The 17,029-nt window shown below is 70.2% G+C and carries 15 protein-coding genes; 6 read left to right on the plus strand and 9 right to left on the minus strand.

Annotated features, from left to right (window positions below; translation table 11 throughout):
- Positions 1-80: 80 nt before the first annotated feature.
- From V4U86_RS09685 to V4U86_RS09705, 5 genes are all read right to left on the minus strand, one after another.
- Positions 81-884, minus strand: a complete 804-nt coding sequence (locus V4U86_RS09685) for a transglutaminase-like domain-containing protein (RefSeq protein WP_395311027.1) — start codon at positions 882-884, stop codon at positions 81-83.
- Between the two features lie 14 nt (positions 885-898).
- Positions 899-1,612 carry a TVP38/TMEM64 family protein gene (locus tag V4U86_RS09690; RefSeq protein WP_395311028.1) on the minus strand — a complete coding sequence of 238 codons (714 nt, stop codon included), beginning with the start codon at positions 1,610-1,612 and terminating at the stop codon, positions 899-901.
- Positions 1,609-3,021, minus strand: coding sequence for an NCS2 family permease (locus tag V4U86_RS09695; RefSeq protein ID WP_395311029.1), 1,413 nt, complete (start codon positions 3,019-3,021; stop codon positions 1,609-1,611). The genes V4U86_RS09690 and V4U86_RS09695 overlap by 4 nt, the downstream gene beginning before the upstream one ends.
- Before the next feature lie 65 nt (positions 3,022-3,086).
- Positions 3,087-5,441 (minus strand): AAA family ATPase, encoded by a 2,355-nt coding sequence (locus tag V4U86_RS09700; protein ID WP_395311030.1) that lies wholly within the window; start codon positions 5,439-5,441, stop codon positions 3,087-3,089.
- Between the two features lie 67 nt (positions 5,442-5,508).
- Complete coding sequence (locus V4U86_RS09705) at positions 5,509-5,688, minus strand: hypothetical protein (RefSeq protein ID WP_395311031.1); 180 nt, start codon at positions 5,686-5,688, stop codon at positions 5,509-5,511.
- Positions 5,689-5,916: 228 nt separating this feature from the next.
- Here V4U86_RS09705 and V4U86_RS09710 point away from each other — a divergent pair, with 228 nt between their 5' ends.
- Together V4U86_RS09710 and V4U86_RS09715 are read left to right on the plus strand one after the other, a co-directional pair.
- A complete protein-coding gene (locus V4U86_RS09710) occupies positions 5,917-7,740 on the plus strand; it encodes a hypothetical protein (RefSeq protein ID WP_395311032.1) in 1,824 nt (607 codons plus the stop codon).
- A gap of 57 nt (positions 7,741-7,797) precedes the next feature.
- Positions 7,798-8,151 (plus strand): hypothetical protein, encoded by a 354-nt coding sequence (locus V4U86_RS09715; protein WP_395311033.1) that lies wholly within the window; start codon positions 7,798-7,800, stop codon positions 8,149-8,151.
- 7 nt (positions 8,152-8,158) lie between these two features.
- On the opposite strand, the gene V4U86_RS09720 is transcribed toward V4U86_RS09715, so the two are convergent.
- On the minus strand, positions 8,159-8,899 hold the full coding sequence (locus V4U86_RS09720; protein WP_395311034.1) for an SDR family NAD(P)-dependent oxidoreductase: 741 nt from the start codon (positions 8,897-8,899) through the stop codon (positions 8,159-8,161).
- Between the two features lie 63 nt (positions 8,900-8,962).
- On the opposite strand from V4U86_RS09720, the gene V4U86_RS09725 reads away from it, so the two are divergent.
- From V4U86_RS09725 to V4U86_RS09735, 3 genes are read left to right on the plus strand one after another with little or no spacing between them, the layout of a single operon-like run.
- Positions 8,963-9,496, plus strand: a complete 534-nt coding sequence (locus V4U86_RS09725) for a hypothetical protein (RefSeq protein WP_395311035.1) — start codon at positions 8,963-8,965, stop codon at positions 9,494-9,496.
- Positions 9,497-9,529: 33 nt separating this feature from the next.
- Positions 9,530-10,603, plus strand: coding sequence for an NAD(P)H-dependent amine dehydrogenase family protein (locus V4U86_RS09730; protein ID WP_395311036.1), 1,074 nt, complete (start codon positions 9,530-9,532; stop codon positions 10,601-10,603).
- A gap of 1 nt (position 10,604) precedes the next feature.
- Positions 10,605-12,143 carry an acetolactate synthase large subunit gene (locus V4U86_RS09735; protein ID WP_395311037.1) on the plus strand — a complete coding sequence of 513 codons (1,539 nt, stop codon included), beginning with the start codon at positions 10,605-10,607 and terminating at the stop codon, positions 12,141-12,143.
- On the opposite strand, the gene V4U86_RS09740 is transcribed toward V4U86_RS09735, so the two are convergent.
- Positions 12,140-13,246: an SAM-dependent methyltransferase gene (locus tag V4U86_RS09740; protein ID WP_395311038.1), complete on the minus strand. Its 1,107-nt coding sequence runs from the start codon at positions 13,244-13,246 to the stop codon at positions 12,140-12,142. The genes V4U86_RS09735 and V4U86_RS09740 overlap by 4 nt on opposite strands.
- A gap of 56 nt (positions 13,247-13,302) precedes the next feature.
- On the minus strand, positions 13,303-14,778 hold the full coding sequence (locus V4U86_RS09745) for an amidase (RefSeq protein WP_395311039.1): 1,476 nt from the start codon (positions 14,776-14,778) through the stop codon (positions 13,303-13,305).
- Positions 14,779-14,875: 97 nt separating this feature from the next.
- On the opposite strand from V4U86_RS09745, the gene V4U86_RS09750 reads away from it, so the two are divergent.
- A complete protein-coding gene (locus V4U86_RS09750; protein ID WP_395311040.1) occupies positions 14,876-15,616 on the plus strand; it encodes an SHOCT domain-containing protein in 741 nt (246 codons plus the stop codon).
- On the opposite strand, the gene V4U86_RS09755 is transcribed toward V4U86_RS09750, so the two are convergent.
- Positions 15,602-16,963 (minus strand): styrene monooxygenase/indole monooxygenase family protein, encoded by a 1,362-nt coding sequence (locus V4U86_RS09755; RefSeq protein ID WP_395311041.1) that lies wholly within the window; start codon positions 16,961-16,963, stop codon positions 15,602-15,604. The two genes, V4U86_RS09750 and V4U86_RS09755, sit on opposite strands and share 15 nt — an antisense overlap.
- Between the last annotated feature and the right edge of the window lie 66 nt (positions 16,964-17,029).

Consider the following 17,029-nt stretch of genomic DNA (forward strand, 5'->3'; position numbering starts at 1 on the left):
ACTCCTGATCGATTAGAGGTACTTGCTTTTTACCAGATCGTCGCCGTCGATGGCAGGACAGCCTTGCCTCACCGGACGGGTCAGTACAGCGTCACGAGGCGGTCGGCCGAATCCGTCGGCAGGTCACCCTCGGTGATGGCCCGAACGCTGAGCCGGTTCAGGAAGATCGCGCCGTTGTGGTTGTCCAGGAACGCGGTGTCCGCGGCGTCGCGTCCGGTGGCGATGCGGACCAGGCTGTCCCGCGGCGCGAGCCGGGTGGCGTCGACCACCCGCCACTGCCCGTCGACGAACGCCTCGGCGACCGCATGGAAGTCCATCGGGAACAGGCCCGGCGCGTACACCGACACCAACCGGGCCGGTACCTTCACCGCGCGCAGCAGCGCCACCACCAGGTGCGCATAGTCGCGGCACACTCCGGCTCCGGCCAGCATGGTGTCCACCGCCCCGTCGATCGGATCGCTGGAACCCGGCACGTACTGCAGGCGGCGACCCACCCAGGCGGTCACCTCGGCCACCAGGGTCGCGTGATCGGAGTGCGCCCCGAATTCGGTGCCCGCGAAGCCGAACAGCTTGTCGGCCTCGGCGTATCGGCTGGGCCGCAGGTACATCGACAGGTCGGAGTCGGTCACCGGCGGTGGCTCGGCGACACCGACGACGGTCGCCGAATAGTCCACCCGGAGATGCCCCACGCCGGCGTCGAACTTGTGGATGCGGTTGCCGTGTGTGCCGCTGATCTCCTGGGCGTCCACGGCTTCGCCGTTCAATACGAAACTCAGCGACTCGGACACCTCGGCGCCCGGATGCGGGGCGACGGCGATCTGGAACTCCAGCGTGGTGGGGGCGGTGATGTTGACTTCGAGTTCAGCCCCCACGTCGCGTCGCATGCCCCGATCATCCGTCACGCGTCGCCGTCCTGCGAACCGGCGTCGCCGGTGCGGCCGGCCCGCCAGCCCCGGTATCCCCGGTGCGCGGCGAACGCACCGATGACCGCGGTCGCGCACCACACCGCGATCGCCACGTAGACCAGCGGTGAGGACAGGTCCCCGACCGAAGCGCCCAGCGCGGTGTAGACGAACGCCCGCGGGACCGAGCCGATGAACGCGCCGAGCATCATCTGCCACAACGGGACCCCGAACGCGCCGAACGCGTACGACGCCATCGCATCCGAGATTCCGGGGACGAACCGCTGGCCCACCACGGCCCACAGCCCGCCGCGCTCGATCAGGGCGTCGATCCGGTCCGCGCGCTGCACGCCGAGCACCGCGCGGGTGCTGTCCCGGCCGGCTCGGCGGCCGGCCAGGCTGGCGATCGTCGCGGTGCCCACCGTTGCGCCCAGGGTGACGAAGGTGCCCAGCACCGGGCCGAACAGCACGCCGCTGCCCGCGGCCAGCAGCGGGCCGGGCACGAACAGGCTGCCCAGAATGGCGGAGACCACCACGTAGACCAACGGTGCGGCCGGTCCGGTCGCGGCCACCGCGCCGCGGATGTCGTCCAGGTCGAAGACCCGCGCCACCCCGATCAGGTAGTACAGGCCGAGCAGGAAGACCGCCAGCAGGGCGAGCCGGATGACGTGCGGTCGCCGGTCGGGCTTGACCTCGTCGACGGGGTTCACACCCCGAGCATGGAGTCGAGCCAGCCGCGGGCGAAGTACAGCAGGAAGCCGGCCGCGACCACCCACAGCAGCGGGCTGATCTCGCGGCCCTTGCCGGCCGCGGTGCGCACGACGGCCCAGGCGATGAAGCCGACGCCGATACCGTTGGCGATCGAATAGCTCAGCGGCATCACCGCCACCGTCAGCACCACCGGGAGCGCGATCGAGAAGTCCGCAAGGTCGATCTCGCGCAGATGCGAGGCCATCATCGCGCCGACGATCACCAGTGCGGCGGCCGCGACCTCGGTCGGTACGATCGCCGCCAGCGGCGTCAAGAACATTGCGGCCAGGAACAACCCGCCGGTCACCAGACTGGCCAGCCCGGTGCGCGCACCGGCCCCGATCCCGGCGCCGGACTCGATGAACACCGTGTTCGAGGAGGCAGAGGCCGCGCCGCCGACCACCGCGCCGGCACCCTCGACCACCAGCGCGGACTGCAGCCGGGGGAAGTTGCCGTGCTCGTCGGCGACCCCGGCCTGGCGGGACAGTCCGGTGAAGGTACCCATGGCGTCGAAGAAGTTGGTGAAGACGAGGGTGAACACCAGCATCACCGCGGCCAGGATGCCGATCCGGCCGAAGCTGTCCAGGCTGAACTCGCCGACCAGGGACAGGTCGGGCAGCGCGAACGGCGAGCCGCTGAGGGTGGGCACCGACAGGCCCCAGCCGCCCGGGTTCTCCTGGGCGGACCCCAGATGCCAGATGGCCTCGACGACGACGGCCACGATGGTGCCGGTGATCAAACCGATCAGGATGCCGCCGCGGACCTTGCGGGCGACCAGGACGCCGGTCACCAACAGGGTGAACACGAAGATGACGGTCGGGATGCTGGTCACCGATCCTTCGCCGTGGCCGCCGAGACCGACCGGCGGGGACGGGCTGCCGGTGGAGGCAACGAACCCGGCATTCACCAGACCGATGAAGAGGATGAACAGCCCGATACCGGCCGTGATGGCCAGCTTGAGCGGCATCGGCACCGCGTCGAAGATCATCCTGCGCAGTCCGGTGACGGCCAGCGCGACGATGATGAGGCCGTTGATCACCACCAGCCCCATCGCCTCGGGCCAGGTCAGTGAGCCGACCACCGAGGAGGCGAGGAAGGAGTTGATCCCGAGCCCGGCCGCGAATGCGAACGGGAGCCGGGCGATGACGCCGAACGCGATGGTCATCACGCCCGCGGCCAGCGAGGTCACCGCCGAGACCTGGGTGAAGCCCAGCTGATTGCCCGCGACGTCGGGCGCCCCGGACAGGATGATCGGGTTCAACACGATGATGTACGCCATCGCGATGAATGTGACGACGCCACCGCGCATCTCGGAGGCGACTGTCGATCCGCGTGCGCTGATTTCGAAGAAGCGATCCAGCCGGTTCACGGTACGACCTTAAAGTGCCCGGCCGCCCGCCTCCACACGAACCGCCCCGGGCTGCTTCGGCGGCGTCAGCGGTGCCGGCTCGCCCACATCAGGAAGTCCTCCGCCGAGAACACCGGTTTGCCCAGTTCGTGTGCCTTGCGTGCCTTGCCGGACTGGGTGCCGACCTCCGCGGTGACCAACACCTCGCACCGCGTCTTGGTGACCGTCTTCACCGGAGCCAGCCCGCCCGCCTCCGCGAGCCGCATCATCTCCTCCCGCGGTACCTCACGCCCGGCCTCGTCGAGCGCGGTGCCGGTGAAACAGATCCGCGCGCCTGGCACCAGAACTGAGGTGATGTCCGCCCCGGCATTGGCGCTGTCGAGGTTGTCGTCCAGGATCGGGACGCCCAGCAACTCTTCGGCGGCCCGTAGCCGGGTCAGGGCGTCCACGGTCAGCCGGACCCGGCCGGCGGCCGCCCGCAGCTGGTCGGCCACCGAGTGCCGGGCCGCCGCGATCCACGGGGTGGCCGGCAGCTCGTCGGCGGGGCCGGGCCGTCCGAGCAGCGCGGGCCCGACCTGGCGGCTGACCGCGAGCAGCGCCGACAACGCCGGCAGCGTGGCCGCCGTGGGCGTCGGGTTGTGGTCTCGGGTGACGAGGTGCCCGGAGAGCGATTCGGGCGGATCGCCGAACGGCGTCGACCCGGCGGCGGTGACACCCGACTCGGTGAACGCCGCCAGGGTGGCGGTCGCGCGCTCCAGTGCGGTGCCCCCGGCGGCCCGGGCGCCGCGGCGCCCCACCTCGACACCGAGCGGCATCACCGTCACCTGGCCGAGTCGTTTGAGCTCGAAGTCGAGCAGACCCAGGGTCTCGTCGACGCCCACGCCGACCGGGGTGCAGCCGGTCAACATCGGTGCGATGACGCCCCACGCCTCGGCGAGCGTCGGTGCCAGCAGGATGTCGGACACCCCGATGCCGTACGCCTGCCGCGCGTCGGCGAGGTCGCGCTGCGGGTTGACCAGGGTGCTGACCGCGGTGCCGTCATCGAAGGCGATGGCGATCTCCACCGGTCGAGGCCGCGACATCCGGCCCTCCTCGCCGACGGTCGACATCCCGATCGCACAAAACCGGCGAGCACCGGGGTCCGTTTCCCCGCTGCCGGCCAGGAAGCGGGCGATCCGGCGGTCGGTCTTCAGATCCTTGGGCAGCACACGACGTTTGAGCACCAGCCCGGTCATCGAGGTGCACCGGCTCAACGCCACATACAGCTGCCCGTAGGAGAACATGCCGCCGGTCAGGTCGACGATCAACCGGTCCAGCGTCTGGCCCTGGCTCTTGTGGATGGTGATCGCCCAGGCCAGCTTGAACGGCAACTGGGTGAACGTGCCGCACACCTCGTGGCGCAGGCCGCCGCCGTCGACGACCGGCTGGGTCGCCTCCCAGGTGAACGGTGCGACCTCGGCCCGGCTGCCGTCGGTGAACTCGACGACGACCGCCGATTCGTCGCCCTGCACCCGGGCGATCACCTTGCCGAGCGTGCCGTTGACCCAGCGGTCCGCCTGATCGTTGGTGAGCATCATGATCTGGGCGCCGACCTTGAAGCGCAGCGTCTCGTCAGCGGGCGCGTCGAACAGGCTCAGATCACCGGACTGGCGGGCATGGTGCACGATCTCCTCGCCGGCCAGCCGCTCCAGCTGCTGCCGGTTGCGTGCGGTCACCAGCCGGTTCGTCGGAGCCAGGGTCAGCCAGAACTCGTCCTCGGGCGGGACGAAGTCTGGGTCGGTGCGCGCGTTGAGCTGTTCCTGCGCATGCCCGAGCAGCAGGCCCTCGCGAATCTCGTTGAGAATGGCCGTCATCCGGTCGTCGCCGAGCTGGCGGAACACGGTGGTCAACGAGACCATCGGGAAGTCCTCGCGGCGGAACGAGTCGGCCGAGAAGAAGTACGGAGTGGCGTACCGGTCGGTGAAGAACGCGGCCTCGGCCTCGGTCACCACCGGCGGCAACTGGTGCAGATCGCCCACCAGCACGATCTGCACCCCGCCGAACGGGGTGCCCGGATCGGGACCGAAGCGTTCCAGCGCGGCGGCCACCTTGTCGAACAGGTCGGCCCGCACCATTGACGCTTCGTCGATGATCAGCGTGTCGAGTGCCTTCACCGTCCTTGCGAACCGGCCGGGGTAGTAGCGGCCGGTCCGGATGTCGGCGAGGCTGGTGGTGGCGTTGAAGCCGAACAGCCGGTGGATGGTGTAGCCCTCGACGCTGAGCGCGGCGATCCCGGTCGGCGCGACCACGACGACCTTGCGGTCGGTCTGGGCCATGAACCGGCGGATCAGTGTCGACTTGCCGGTGCCGGCCTTGCCGGTCAGGAACACGTGCCGGCCCTCGGCGAGCAGCGCCATGGCGTCGCGGAATTCGTCGGTCAGCACGAATTCGCGCGCAGCCATCCCGTTCTCCCGTCGACGATCCGGGACCGATGGTGTCAGACTCCGCGGCTACCGGAAGACCCCGGTTTCAGAACACGATGATCGGCCCGGACCCCGGCAGGGTGATGACGCTCTGCGAGTTCTGGTTGTCCTCGGTCTGATCGACGAGGTCGTCGTCGGTGCGCGGGCCGGCGCCCAGCACGACCACGCACGCGGCCAGTGCCGCCACGGCGGTGGCGACGGTGTTGGCGAGTGTGCCCTTCCTCACTGTTGCACCTCCTTTCGTGGCGCTGATCAGCACAACGACCGGTGGCCGCCGGCTCCATCCCGGTTGGCGGGATCTTGACCGGATCTGGCTGTAACACTGCGTCGGCTGCAGCGATGAACCATGCAAGACAACTGCTGGGCCCCGTGGGCCGGTGTTGGGGGAGATGACTGCGATGGCAGTGGTGGCTGAGAACGCCGCACTCTTTGATAGTTGAGGAGTCGATGCACGATGGGTGCAGCGCGTGAGGAATTTCTGCGGCGATCCCTGGTGGCCGGGGTCGCCTCCGGCGTGGTGATCTCGCTGACCGCCCTGACGGTCGGGGCGGCGCCGGCGATGGCAAAACCGGACGGTGGTGACTCCGACGTCATCGTGACGACGACGGTGCAGGCGCCGTCCTCGTCGGGTGGGTCCGAGTCGCGTGGCTCCGAGTCGGGTGGCGGGCAGGGCCAAAACGGGCAAGGCCGGGGCGGCCGGGACGAGGCCCCGAAGGCGACCCCGGCGGCACCCGAGGTCACTGCGGAGGCGCCCGCGTCACCGCCGCAGACGCAGGCGCCCGTGGCGACCCCGGAGGCGCCCGCGGTGACCGCGGCACCGGAACCGGCTGCCGAACCCGCCCCCGAACCTGCGGTCGTCACGCCGAGTCGGACCGCCGCACCGGAGCCGGCCGCACCCGAGACCGTGGTACCCAAACCTCAACCCGAACCCCGGGCCGAGGCGCCGGTGACCACCACCAAGCGGCCGAGCACCCGGGTGACCACCTCACCTTCGGCGCCGGCGGAGACAACCGCCCCCGCCGCCGCACCGATCGAAACCTCGGCGGCATCCAGCAGGGCAGAAGACGGGCCCAAGTCGGCCGGACGCGAGACCACCGAGGCGCCGAAGCCGGCGGAGGCCGGTCAAACGGCAACGGAGAAACCGGCTTCGGACACCGAGGTCCGGAAGACCGATGCCGCACAGACCGAGCCGGCCGCAACCGACACCGTCGAGACCGATGCGCCCGAGACCGATGCTCGTGAGACCGATGCATCGGCAACCGACGACGCGGCGGAGACCGTCGAGTCCACCGAGGTCGAGCCGGCCGCCCGGGTGATCGAAACGCTCAAGCCGCAGGTTCTCGACGCCCCGGTCGAGGACGTGGTGCTCGCCAGCAACGCCAAGCCGGTCGAGGTGAAACCCGAGCCGGCCAAGGTCGAGGAGCTCGCGCAGCTGTCGTCGTTGATCGGTATCTCCAACGAAGAGGACCGTCTCCGCGAGGAGCGCCGCGATCTGCGCGAAGATCAGCGCCAACTGCGCGAGGACCAACGGCAACTGCGCGAGGATCAGCGCGACCTGCGCGCGGAGCAGCGTGACTTCGACCGTCGGGTGCGGCAGTGGAGCTCGGACTGGGTGCAGTACGACGAGTTCTACCGGCCGATGATCGTCAACCCGTACCGCGACCCGGTGCGCATCGTCTACGAATACGAGAACCGGCCCAGGACAGTGGTCATCCCGCCGCTGCAGCGGATGGTCATGTACGTCGCCGACCTGGCCGCCTACAGCTTCACCGCGGTCGTGCTCAACGCCGTCAACACCGCCGTCAGCGTCGCGGTCGGCAGCTTCTTCGGGGGCGGGTTCATCCCGACCATCGGCGCGCTGGCCCCGCCGCCCCCGCCGCCGCTGTGGCGCTACGACAACGTGCCGGTGCAGGTGCGGTACTCGGACGCGGTGTACGAGCCGTTCCGGGTGCAGCGCATCGTCGACGTCGGTGACGACGCCCGCTACGGCGAGCGCCGGGTGCTCCTCGACGGGGTCACCCCGGTGTGGGGCGTGTGGAAGCAGAACGCCGGCGGTGAAAGGCAATTCGAGGTGCACCGGACCCAGCAGTACCCGGGTCTGGACACTCCGCGGGAGGCCCCGCTACCCGGTGACTACCGGTTGCGGCTGGCCTCCGAGGAGGTGCCCTCGACCGACCGCAGCCAGACCTACCTGATCACCGCGGCGATCGCGTGCGCGGTGCTCAGCCTGGGCGCGGTCGGTGCGGCCGGGCTGCTGGGGCGGCGTCGCCAGATCTAGGCGTGAACGCCGCGGAGCCCGACCGCGCCGCGTAGGCCCGAGCAGTCCACGCATCCGATGCACCCCACGCAATCGGTGCAGCCCGCGCACGCCACGCAACCCCGGCACCCGCTGCAGGCTACGCACGCCAGACAGGCCACACAGCCGACCAGTGCGGCGCACAGCACCGTGAACGCGCTGCCCACCACCGCGAAGCCGCCGGCCACCCCGGCGCTCCCGCCGACGCCGATCGACCCCGCGACCCCGGCGCTGTGCACGGTGGCGACGGATCCGGCCACCCCGGCGCTGCCGACGGTGCCGATCGATCCCACGACCGCCGCGCTGCCGACGGTCGCGACGGATCCCTCGACCGCGGTACTGCCCACGGTGGCGACCGAGGTTGTGCGGGAATCGGTTTCGGCAATGGCCTGACGGTTCATCAGTCGGCGCCCTTTCCGTTGTCGACGCGGTACACCGCGCCGTGGATCGCCGCCGCGTCGTCACTGGCCAGGAAGGCGATGGTCTTGGCGACATCGACGGGGTCCATCATTCCGCGCGGCGCGGCGATCCGCATGATCAGATCCCAGTCGGCGTCCTCGGGCGCGGCGAACTCGGTGACCTGCGCGGTCAGCATCCCACCGGGGCAGACGGCGTTCACCCGCAACTTCTCCTTGGTGAACTCCACCGCCATCGCCCGGGTCAGCCCGATCAGTCCGTGCTTGGCCGCGCAGTACCCGGCCGAGTACACCTCGCCCTCGACCCCGGCGACCGAGGAGACGTTGACGATGTTGCCACCGGCGGCCAGCAGGTGCGGCAACGCGGCGCGGCTCAGATAGAACGGACCGTTCAGGTTCACCGCCAAATCGAAATCCCAGTCCGCATCGGTCACCGACGCGGTCCGCCGCATCTGGTGGAACCCGGCCACATTGGCCAGCACGTCGATGCGGCCGAACGCCGCGACGCAGTCCGCCACGGCCTGCTTGCAGGCGTCGGCGGTGCTGATGTCGTAGGACCCGAACCGGCCGCCCGGCACGTCGGCGAACACCTCGGCCATCCGCTCGGAGTCCCGGGCCACCCCGTACACCGTTGCGCCGCGCTCCGCGAACAACTTCGCCGTCGCCGCGCCCAGGCCCGCCGAGACACCGGTCACCAACGCCACTTTTCCGTCCAATGAGGTCATGACGGCGACTCTCTCACGGGACAAAGTGCGGACGTGTCGGAAGTGCCCTGCGATACTGCGGGGGTGAACATCTTTCGCGGCTTGTTCAGTGCCGTCCTGCTCGTTGCTGCCATGGTCGGCTTTGCCGGTCCGGCCCAGGCGCAACAGCAGGTCCTGGAGGGGATCTACGACTACCGCCAGGAAGGTGTGCCGTCCGTCGGGACCTGGACGATCTACCCGGTCTGCGTGCCCGTGGTCGGCGACCTGCGTGCCGAGATCCGCGACCCGGTCGCCTGCACCCTGCACGTGGCCGGCACCCCGACGTCCTGGATGGTCGGTGGCGACGCGAAACTGACCAATGGCCAGTGGGCGTTCTCCACGAACGTGAAGGACGGGTTGACCTGCCCGGACGGCAGCGAGCAGGCCATCCTGGAGATGGTCAAGTTCAACACCGACACGATGAGCGGCACCCGCAGCGTCTCGCACAATCAGGTGTGCGGCCTGCCGGCCACCATCGACACCAAGCACTTCACCCTCAGCTTCCGTGAACCGTTGCCGATCCCGGTGCAGCGGTATCCGCTCGTCTGTGAACCCGGCGGCCTCCGTCGTTGCTTCTAGCTGACCGCTGCTGCTGAGGCCGAGAGGGTGGCGATGACCAAGCGCGTGGTGGTGTGGGGTACCGGATTCGTCGGGACGATGGTGATCGCCGAGATCGTCCGGCACCCGCTGTTCGACCTCGTCGGCGTGGGCGTCAGTGACCCGGCCAAGGTCGGGCGCGACGTCGGTGAGATCTGCGGGCTGGGGTCCACGCTGGGCCTGGCGGCCACCGACGACGTCGACGCACTGATCGCACTGAAACCAGACGCCCTGGTGCACTACGGGCCCACGGCCGCCCATGCGGACGCCAACATCGACCTGATCACCCGCTTCCTGCGGGCCGGGATCGACGTCTGCTCGACGGCGATGACCCCGTGGGTCTGGCCGGCCATGCACCTCAACCCGCCGAACTGGATCCAGCCGGTCACCGAGGCGTGTGAGACCGGGGGAGCGTCCTGCTTCACCACCGGGATCGATCCCGGATTCGCCAACGATCTGTTCCCGCTCACGCTGATGGGACTGTGCTCCGAGGTCCAAACGGTGCGGGCGTCCGAACTGCTCGACTACACCAATTACACCGGCGACTACGAATTCGAGATGGGCATCGGCCGTCCACCCGAGTACCGGCCGCTGCTGGAAAGCCCGGAGATCCTGATCATGGCCTGGGGCGCAACGGTTCCGATGATCGCGCACGCGGCAGGCATCACCCTCGACGAGATCACCACCAGTTGGGAGAAGTGGGTGACCCCGACCGACCGGCAGTCCGCCAAGGGCGTCATCGCCGCGGGCAACGTGGCCGCGGTCCGGTTCACCGTCAACGGACGGTTCAACGGGCAGACCCGCATCCAGCTCGAGCACGTCAACCGCATCGGGCTGGATGCCGCGCCGGACTGGCCGACCGGCAACGACAACGATGTGTACCGGGTCGACATCGAAGGCACGCCCAGCATCTCGCAGGAGACCGCGTTCCGGTTCACCGACGGGTCCGGGCGCGACGCGGCCGCCGCGGGCTGTCTGGCCACCGGGTTGCGGGCGCTGAACGCGGTGCCCGCGGTCAACGATCTGCCGCCGGGCTGGGTGACCGCGCTGGACCTGCCGCTGATCCCCGGCGCCGGCACCATCCGCTGACATGACCACCGGAGCCGACGTCGTCCTGCAGCGGCTGCTGGCCGGCGACGTCAACGTGTGTTTCGCCAATCCCGGCACTTCCGAGATGCATTTCGTCGCCGCGCTGGACGCGCACCCACAGATGCGGGCGGTGCTGTGCCTGTTCGAGGGTGTCGCGACCGGCGCCGCCGACGGCTTCGCCCGCATCGCCGGTCGCCCCGCCGCCACCCTGCTGCACCTGGGGCCCGGTCTGGCCAACGGGCTGGCGAACCTGCACAACGCCCGCCGCGCGCACACCCCGGTGGTGAACGTGGTCGGCGACCACGCCACCTATCACGCCGAGTTCGACGCGCCCCTGGAGTCGGACATCGAGGCACTGGCCGGTTGGCCGGAAGGGCTTGTGTACCGGCCACATTCGGCATCGGCGCTGGCCTCCGCGTTGGACGGGGCGGTCGCCGGTGCGATCGGTCCGCCCGGCCGGGTGGCCACCGTGATCCTGCCCGCCGACTACTCCTGGGGGCCGGCCGAGAGCACCGAACCGCCGGCCGTGGACACTGCGCCGGATACCGGTCCGAGCGGCATCGGGGTACCGGCGACCGCCGAACTGCTGCGCGAATACGGCGGGCACACCGTGCTGCTGCTGGGCGGGGGAGCAACCTCCGCCGCGGGACTGACCGCGGCCGCGCGGGTCGCGTCGGCCACCGGGGCCCGGGTCCTGGTGGAGACCTTCCCGGCCAGACTTGCCCGGGGACGCGGTATCCCGGCCGTCGAACGGCTCGGCTATCTCGCCGAACAGGCCGAACAACAGCTGGCCGGCGCCACCCAGATCGTGCTGGTCGGCACCCGCGCCCCGGTGGCGTTCTTCGCCTACCCCGGCCGGGCCAGCGGGCTGGTGCCCACCGGTGCGCAGGTGCACACCCTGGACCCCGCGGACCTCACTGCGCTGGCCGGGTATCTGGGCGCGCCACCGGCTCCGGTAGCTCAGGCGGTACCTCCGGTGCTGCCGAAAGGTCCGCTCACCGTGGTGAACTGGGCTCAGGTCATCGGTGCGCTGCTGCCGGAGAACGCGATCATCTCCGATGAGGCGAATACCAGTGGGGTGCTGATCCCATCCGCGACGGCCGCGGCACCGCCCCATGATGTGCTGACCCTGACCGGTGGGGCCATCGGGCAGGGTCTGCCGGTGGCCGTGGGTGCCGCGGTCGCGGCCCCGGACCGTCCGGTCATCGCCCTGCAGGCCGATGGCAGTGCGCTGTACACCATCTCGGCGCTGTGGACGATGGCCCGCGAACAACTCGACATCACCGTCGTGATCCTGAACAATCACGCCTACGCCATCCTGCAGATGGAACTGGGCCGGGTCGGCGCCGCATCCGGTGACCGGGCGCAGTCACTGTTGACGCTGGGCCGCCCGGACATCGACTTCGTCTCCATCGCAACGGGTTTCGGTGTGCCCGCGACACGCGCCACGACCGCCGAGGAATTGGCCGAGCAGTTCACCGACGCGCTGGCCGAGCCGGGTCCGCACCTGATCGACGCCGCCGTCGCACCCCGGGGCTAACGCGGCGGACGCGGCTTCTTGTGCAGCACGATCTGGGCCATCGGGATCTGGGTCTGCTGTGGTGCGTCGGCCATCCGGGCCGCGACCCCGGACTCCAGCGCGTCGCAGAACACCGCGCGCCGCGCCGCGGTCTCGGCGCTGCCGGGCGCATCCGCGCCGACCGCGCCGGCCAGCGTTCCGAACACCGCCGCCCGTAGGAACGCCCCCCACTGTGCACCGAAAGCCTTTGCGTCCCGGTCCTTCTGGTACTGCCCCCAGAACCTGTCCTCGGCATCGAAGACTTCCAGATGCTCGATGGTGAGCTGCTCGAGGCGGCCCGAGGGCGCGAACGGGGTGTGGAAGTCGGCGGCGCGACGGCCGACGATCGGGATGTTCATGCTGCGGAACTCGTCGGCGGTGATGACTGCCCGCGAGACCAGCTCACCGAGCTCGGCCATCAGCGCGGCGAACACCTCCCGGTAGCCGAACTCACCGTCCTCGGCGACCGCCATCGTCATCACCACCGCGCGTCCGCCGGGGCACAGTTCACGGCCCCGGAAGGCCACGAACTCGTGCCAGTCGCGGGCGGCCATGCGTTCGTGCGCGGACCGGGTGGCCTCGTCGGCGCTGAACGCGGCCAGGATGTGGTCGGTGACCGGGGCCGGCACCGAACTCAGCCACAACACCGACCAGGACGACCAGCCCAGGCTGACGGTGTTCGGCGGCAGGATCTGGCTGTAGTAGGACCGGCCCACCGCCGAGGAGTAGGTGCAGGGATCGTGGTCGAGGTAGCTGTCCGGGTCCTCTCGCAGGGTCCGGAACAGTGCGCTGAAGTCGTTCTCCGGGACGTCGGTGTAGGTCACCGCGATCGCATGCTCGGGGCGTGCGCGTTTACGCAGCACCTTGATCGCGGCATTGAGCGGGAGCAGCGAGTTGTGGCCGTTCGCGGCGCCGTAATCGGCGATCAGGATGGGCAGCGGCGCCTTGGGGATCGGCACCACCGCGGCAGCCTCCTCGAACAGCGCGATGGCCTTCGTCAGCCCCGCGGCCTGCAGCCGCGAACTGGCGCTGTAGTCGCCGCTGCCCACCGGCACCGGCCGCACCACCACGCTTGACTCGGGCATATTTCCGACGATAACAACAGCCGGGCCCGCAGGGGAGATACGGCCGAGCCGCTCGGTCAGCCGCCCACCGGCGCCACCCGGTCCGCCCACGGCATCGCCTCCTCGAGCCGCCCGGCCAGCCGGAGCAGCAGGGATTCCCCGTTCAGCGGCGCGACGAACTGGACGCCGAGCGGCAGACCGTCCGCGGTCCAGTGCAACGGCAGCGAGATCGCCGGACGTCCGGTGATGTTGGCCAACTGCGTGTAGGGCACCCAGCCCAGATTCTGTTCGACTGTGTCGTCGACGATCTTGGTGAACCGCAGCAGTTGCGCGGTGCGGGTCTTGATCAGCAGATCCGAGGCGCGTTCCAGGATCGTCGGTAGATCGAAGGCGCCGATCTTGGGCGGCGGGGTGGCCAGCGTCGGGGTGAGCAGCAGATCGAAGGACTCGAAGTAGGTGGTCAACCGGCGGGTGTGCTCGTGTCGGCGCTGCACGGCATCGAGGTAGTCGACGCTGCTCGTCGCCCGGCCGAGGGCGGCCAGGATCAGGGTGTCGCGTTCGAACCCGTCGTCGCCGGCGCCCGAGATCCGTTTGGCCTCAGCCAATTCCCATGCCGTATAGACGAACCAGGACAGCAGGAACTCCCGGGCCAGTGCGGCGTCGTCGAACGGGGCCTCGGGCAGTTCCTCGACGTGGTGGCCGAGCTCGGTCAGGGTCTGCACGGTCGCCGCGACCGCGGCATACGCCTCGCGGTGCGGGGACGGGGTGATCGCGGTGGGCACCCGCACCCCGATGCGCAGTTTGCCGGGATCCTCTCCGACGGCGGAGGCGAACGAGGAGCCGGGCAGCCCGGGCACGTACGGCCCCCACGGTTCGCCGCCGCTGATGACGTCGAACATGGCCGCGGTGTCCCGCACGCTGCGGGAGACCACACCCTGGGCGGCCGAACCGTGCAGCGACTCCGCCGTCGCCGGGCCCATCGGGGTGAGCCCGCGCCCGGGCTTCAGGCCGACCAGCCCGCAGCACGCCGCCGGGATGCGGATGGACCCGCCACCGTCATTGGCGCCGGCGCAGGGCACGATTCCCGCGGCGACCGCGGCGGCCGAGCCACCCGAGGATCCGCCGGGGCTGCGGCTCAGATCCCACGGGTTGCGCGCCGGGCCCCAGAACGTGGGCTCGGTGATCCCCTTCGCGCCGAATTCCGGGGTGTTGGTCTTACCGAAGATGATCAGCCCGGCGTCGATCCAGCGCTGCACAATCGTCGCGTGCTCCGCGGCCGGGATCGAGGCCAGTGCCCTCGATCCGGCGGAGGTCGGCAGCCCCGCGTAGTCCTGGGAGAGATCCTTGATCAGGAACGGCACGCCGGTGAACGGCCCGGCGACCGGGTCTGCGGGCGGGGCTGGGACCTCGCGCACGATCGCGTTGATCCGCGGATTCACCTCGGCCGCCCGGGCCCGCGCCACCTCCAGCAACTCGTCCGGGGTGACGTCCTTGTCGGCCACCAGTCGGGCCAGTCCGGTCGCGTCGTAACTGCGGTACTCATCGAACTTCACGTCTCGACCGTAGGCCCTCCGGTGCGCCGACGAAGCTGTCCCCCCGGGCGTCGATGAACCGCGGCGTGCGGATCCCGCCCGTGTCAGACTGCACCCCATGAGCCGAGCGGCGGCGCCACGCCTCCTCACCATCCTTGCCGTGCTGACCATGGTGGTGGCCGGGGTCGGGTTCATCGCGTCGTTGTTGCTCAACGCCTTCGTCTTCGACCGGTACAACGCCTACGGCGAGGTCCCCGTCCCCGGCACCGCCACGCTGCACCTGCCGGCCGGCTCGGTCAACGTCAGCTTCCACACCCAGATCAGCGGCGGCGGCGACGGCGGCCTGCCGATACCGGATCTGCGGATGGCCATCGACCCGCCCGCCGGTGTCCCGGAGCCGACGGTCACCGAAAGCATCGGCGCCACAACGACGGTCAACAACGATGCCCGCGTCCGGGTGTGGGTGGCCCAGGTCGCCGAGGATGGCGCCTACCGGATCCGTACCGACGGCAATGTCAGCGCCTTCGTCAGCCCCCGGCTGGCCTTCGGCCACGGCAGCCGGTACGGCGGGCTGCCGTGGTGGTGCGCCGCGCTGTCCGGGGTCGCGGCGGCGGTGCTGATCCTCGCGCGGGTCTGGGCGGCCAAGGTGCGCGCCACACCGCGGCCCGTGCCGGGCACCCCGCCGCCGACCTTCGACATCGGTGACACGCCGTCGGAATTCCGGTCGCCGCCGTACATCCCCACCGAGGAGGGCATCCGGTTGCAGCAGTTGAACAACCTGACCGCACTGCGCGACTGCGGTGCACTCACCGAGACCGAGTTCGAGACCGAGAAACGCAGACTGCTAGGCGGCGGGTGACAGCAGTTCCGACCGCGCGAAACTGCCCGGCGGCTCGAACCGGGCAAGCACCTCATCGGCGGGCTCACCGGCGAACTCGGTGATGAGCGCCTTGGCGGCGTCCTCGGAGGTCACCCCGTCGAACCGGCGCGGGTCGTCGAGTAGTCCGAACAACTTGCCGGCGAACCGCGGGCTGGTGCTGGCCGCGGCGAAGAAAAGACCGCCGATCTCGGCGAAAGCCGGGTCGGACAGGAACAATTGAGTCACCAACTGCGCCGACCGTCCGCGGTGGTCGTAGAACTCCTCGAAGGCCGCCGTCAGCCAGGCCGTGTCGAATGGGCCGTCGTGCGCGGCGGCCCGGTGCACCAGCGCGGCCGCCTGCACCAACCCACCCTGCGCGCCCTGACCGGCGATCGGGTCGTAGGAGATCGCGGTATCACCCAGCGCCGCAACGGGATGCCCGCCGGCGGTGTGGCCGACCCCGCGGCGCACCAACTGGGTCACCGCACCGGTGAGCCAGGAATGTGGATCCTCCTCGATCACCCGGAACCGGCTGACCTCCGGCAGATCCCAATCGATGTAGTCGCGGTGCAGACCGGTGGTCACCTCCAGCGCCGACGCCGCGTCGGTGACGCCGGCGAAGCGGCGCTCCCAGTCGCTGCCGGGCAACGCCCATCCCAGGAACGCCCAACTCGGACCGGCGTCCTTGTGCAGGTACGGCCCCCAGAACGTCTCGCCCTGACCGCTCACCGCGGTGAATGCCTCGTGCTGCCCGCCCGCCGGGCCGCGGTGGGCGAACACATCGGGTCCGTGCCCCAGCCCGGTCACCGAGAAGGCCAGCAGGCTGCGCTGCGGCTCGGCGTAGACGGTGCGCGCCGGATCGACCGGGAACAGCGCGGACAGGCCGCCGCGGCCGGTGGCGACCAGCGTCAGGTCCGCCTTTTCGGCGATGGCGTCGAGTCGCGCCGGGTCGACGGCTTCCACCACGAATCGCCCACCGCGGCGCCGGAACAGGGTCAACCGGTCATCGGCCTTGAGCCGGGTGTCGACCGCGATGCCGCGGGTACCGTCGAACCAGGCGTCGAAGGCGATCGCCTCGGTACCGTCGTCGACGACGCGCACGCTCTGACCGGTGGACAGCGGTGCGGTGGCCAGATAGGTGTTGAGCCCCAGGCTTTCCTCGGCGCGCTGGGCCGCACCGAAGATCAGTGCGGTGCCGGTGGCCGGAACGTCGTTGCGCAACGCGTCCTGATCCCGGTCGCTGTAGATCGTGACATCGAATCCGTTGTCCAACAGTCCCAGTGCCGCCGTCACGCCGGTCTGGCCGGCGCCGATGATCGCGGCGGAGCGTCCACTCGAGGTCGTCATGGCATACGACTATCGGCGCGGCACCGCCGTGCGGGTAGGTACAGGCTCAGCGTGATCGGAAAAGCG

The sequence above is a fragment of the Mycobacterium sp. AMU20-3851 genome (genome assembly GCF_043974665.1).
GTDB lineage: Bacteria > Actinomycetota > Actinomycetes > Mycobacteriales > Mycobacteriaceae > Mycobacterium.

Coding starts and splice junctions, on each gene's coding strand:
- V4U86_RS09685 (WP_395311027.1), bottom strand. CDS start 884: ATGCGACGCGACGTGGGGGCTGAACTCGAAGTCAACATCACCGCCCCC.
- V4U86_RS09700 (WP_395311030.1), bottom strand. CDS start 5,441: ATGGCTGCGCGCGAATTCGTGCTGACCGACGAATTCCGCGACGCCATG.
- V4U86_RS09710 (WP_395311032.1), top strand. CDS start 5,917: ATGGGTGCAGCGCGTGAGGAATTTCTGCGGCGATCCCTGGTGGCCGGG.
- V4U86_RS09715 (WP_395311033.1), top strand. CDS start 7,798: ATGCACCCCACGCAATCGGTGCAGCCCGCGCACGCCACGCAACCCCGG.
- V4U86_RS09720 (WP_395311034.1), bottom strand. CDS start 8,899: ATGACCTCATTGGACGGAAAAGTGGCGTTGGTGACCGGTGTCTCGGCG.
- V4U86_RS09730 (WP_395311036.1), top strand. CDS start 9,530: ATGACCAAGCGCGTGGTGGTGTGGGGTACCGGATTCGTCGGGACGATG.
- V4U86_RS09735 (WP_395311037.1), top strand. CDS start 10,605: ATGACCACCGGAGCCGACGTCGTCCTGCAGCGGCTGCTGGCCGGCGAC.
- V4U86_RS09740 (WP_395311038.1), bottom strand. CDS start 13,246: ATGCCCGAGTCAAGCGTGGTGGTGCGGCCGGTGCCGGTGGGCAGCGGC.
- V4U86_RS09750 (WP_395311040.1), top strand. CDS start 14,876: ATGAGCCGAGCGGCGGCGCCACGCCTCCTCACCATCCTTGCCGTGCTG.
- V4U86_RS09755 (WP_395311041.1), bottom strand. CDS start 16,963: ATGACGACCTCGAGTGGACGCTCCGCCGCGATCATCGGCGCCGGCCAG.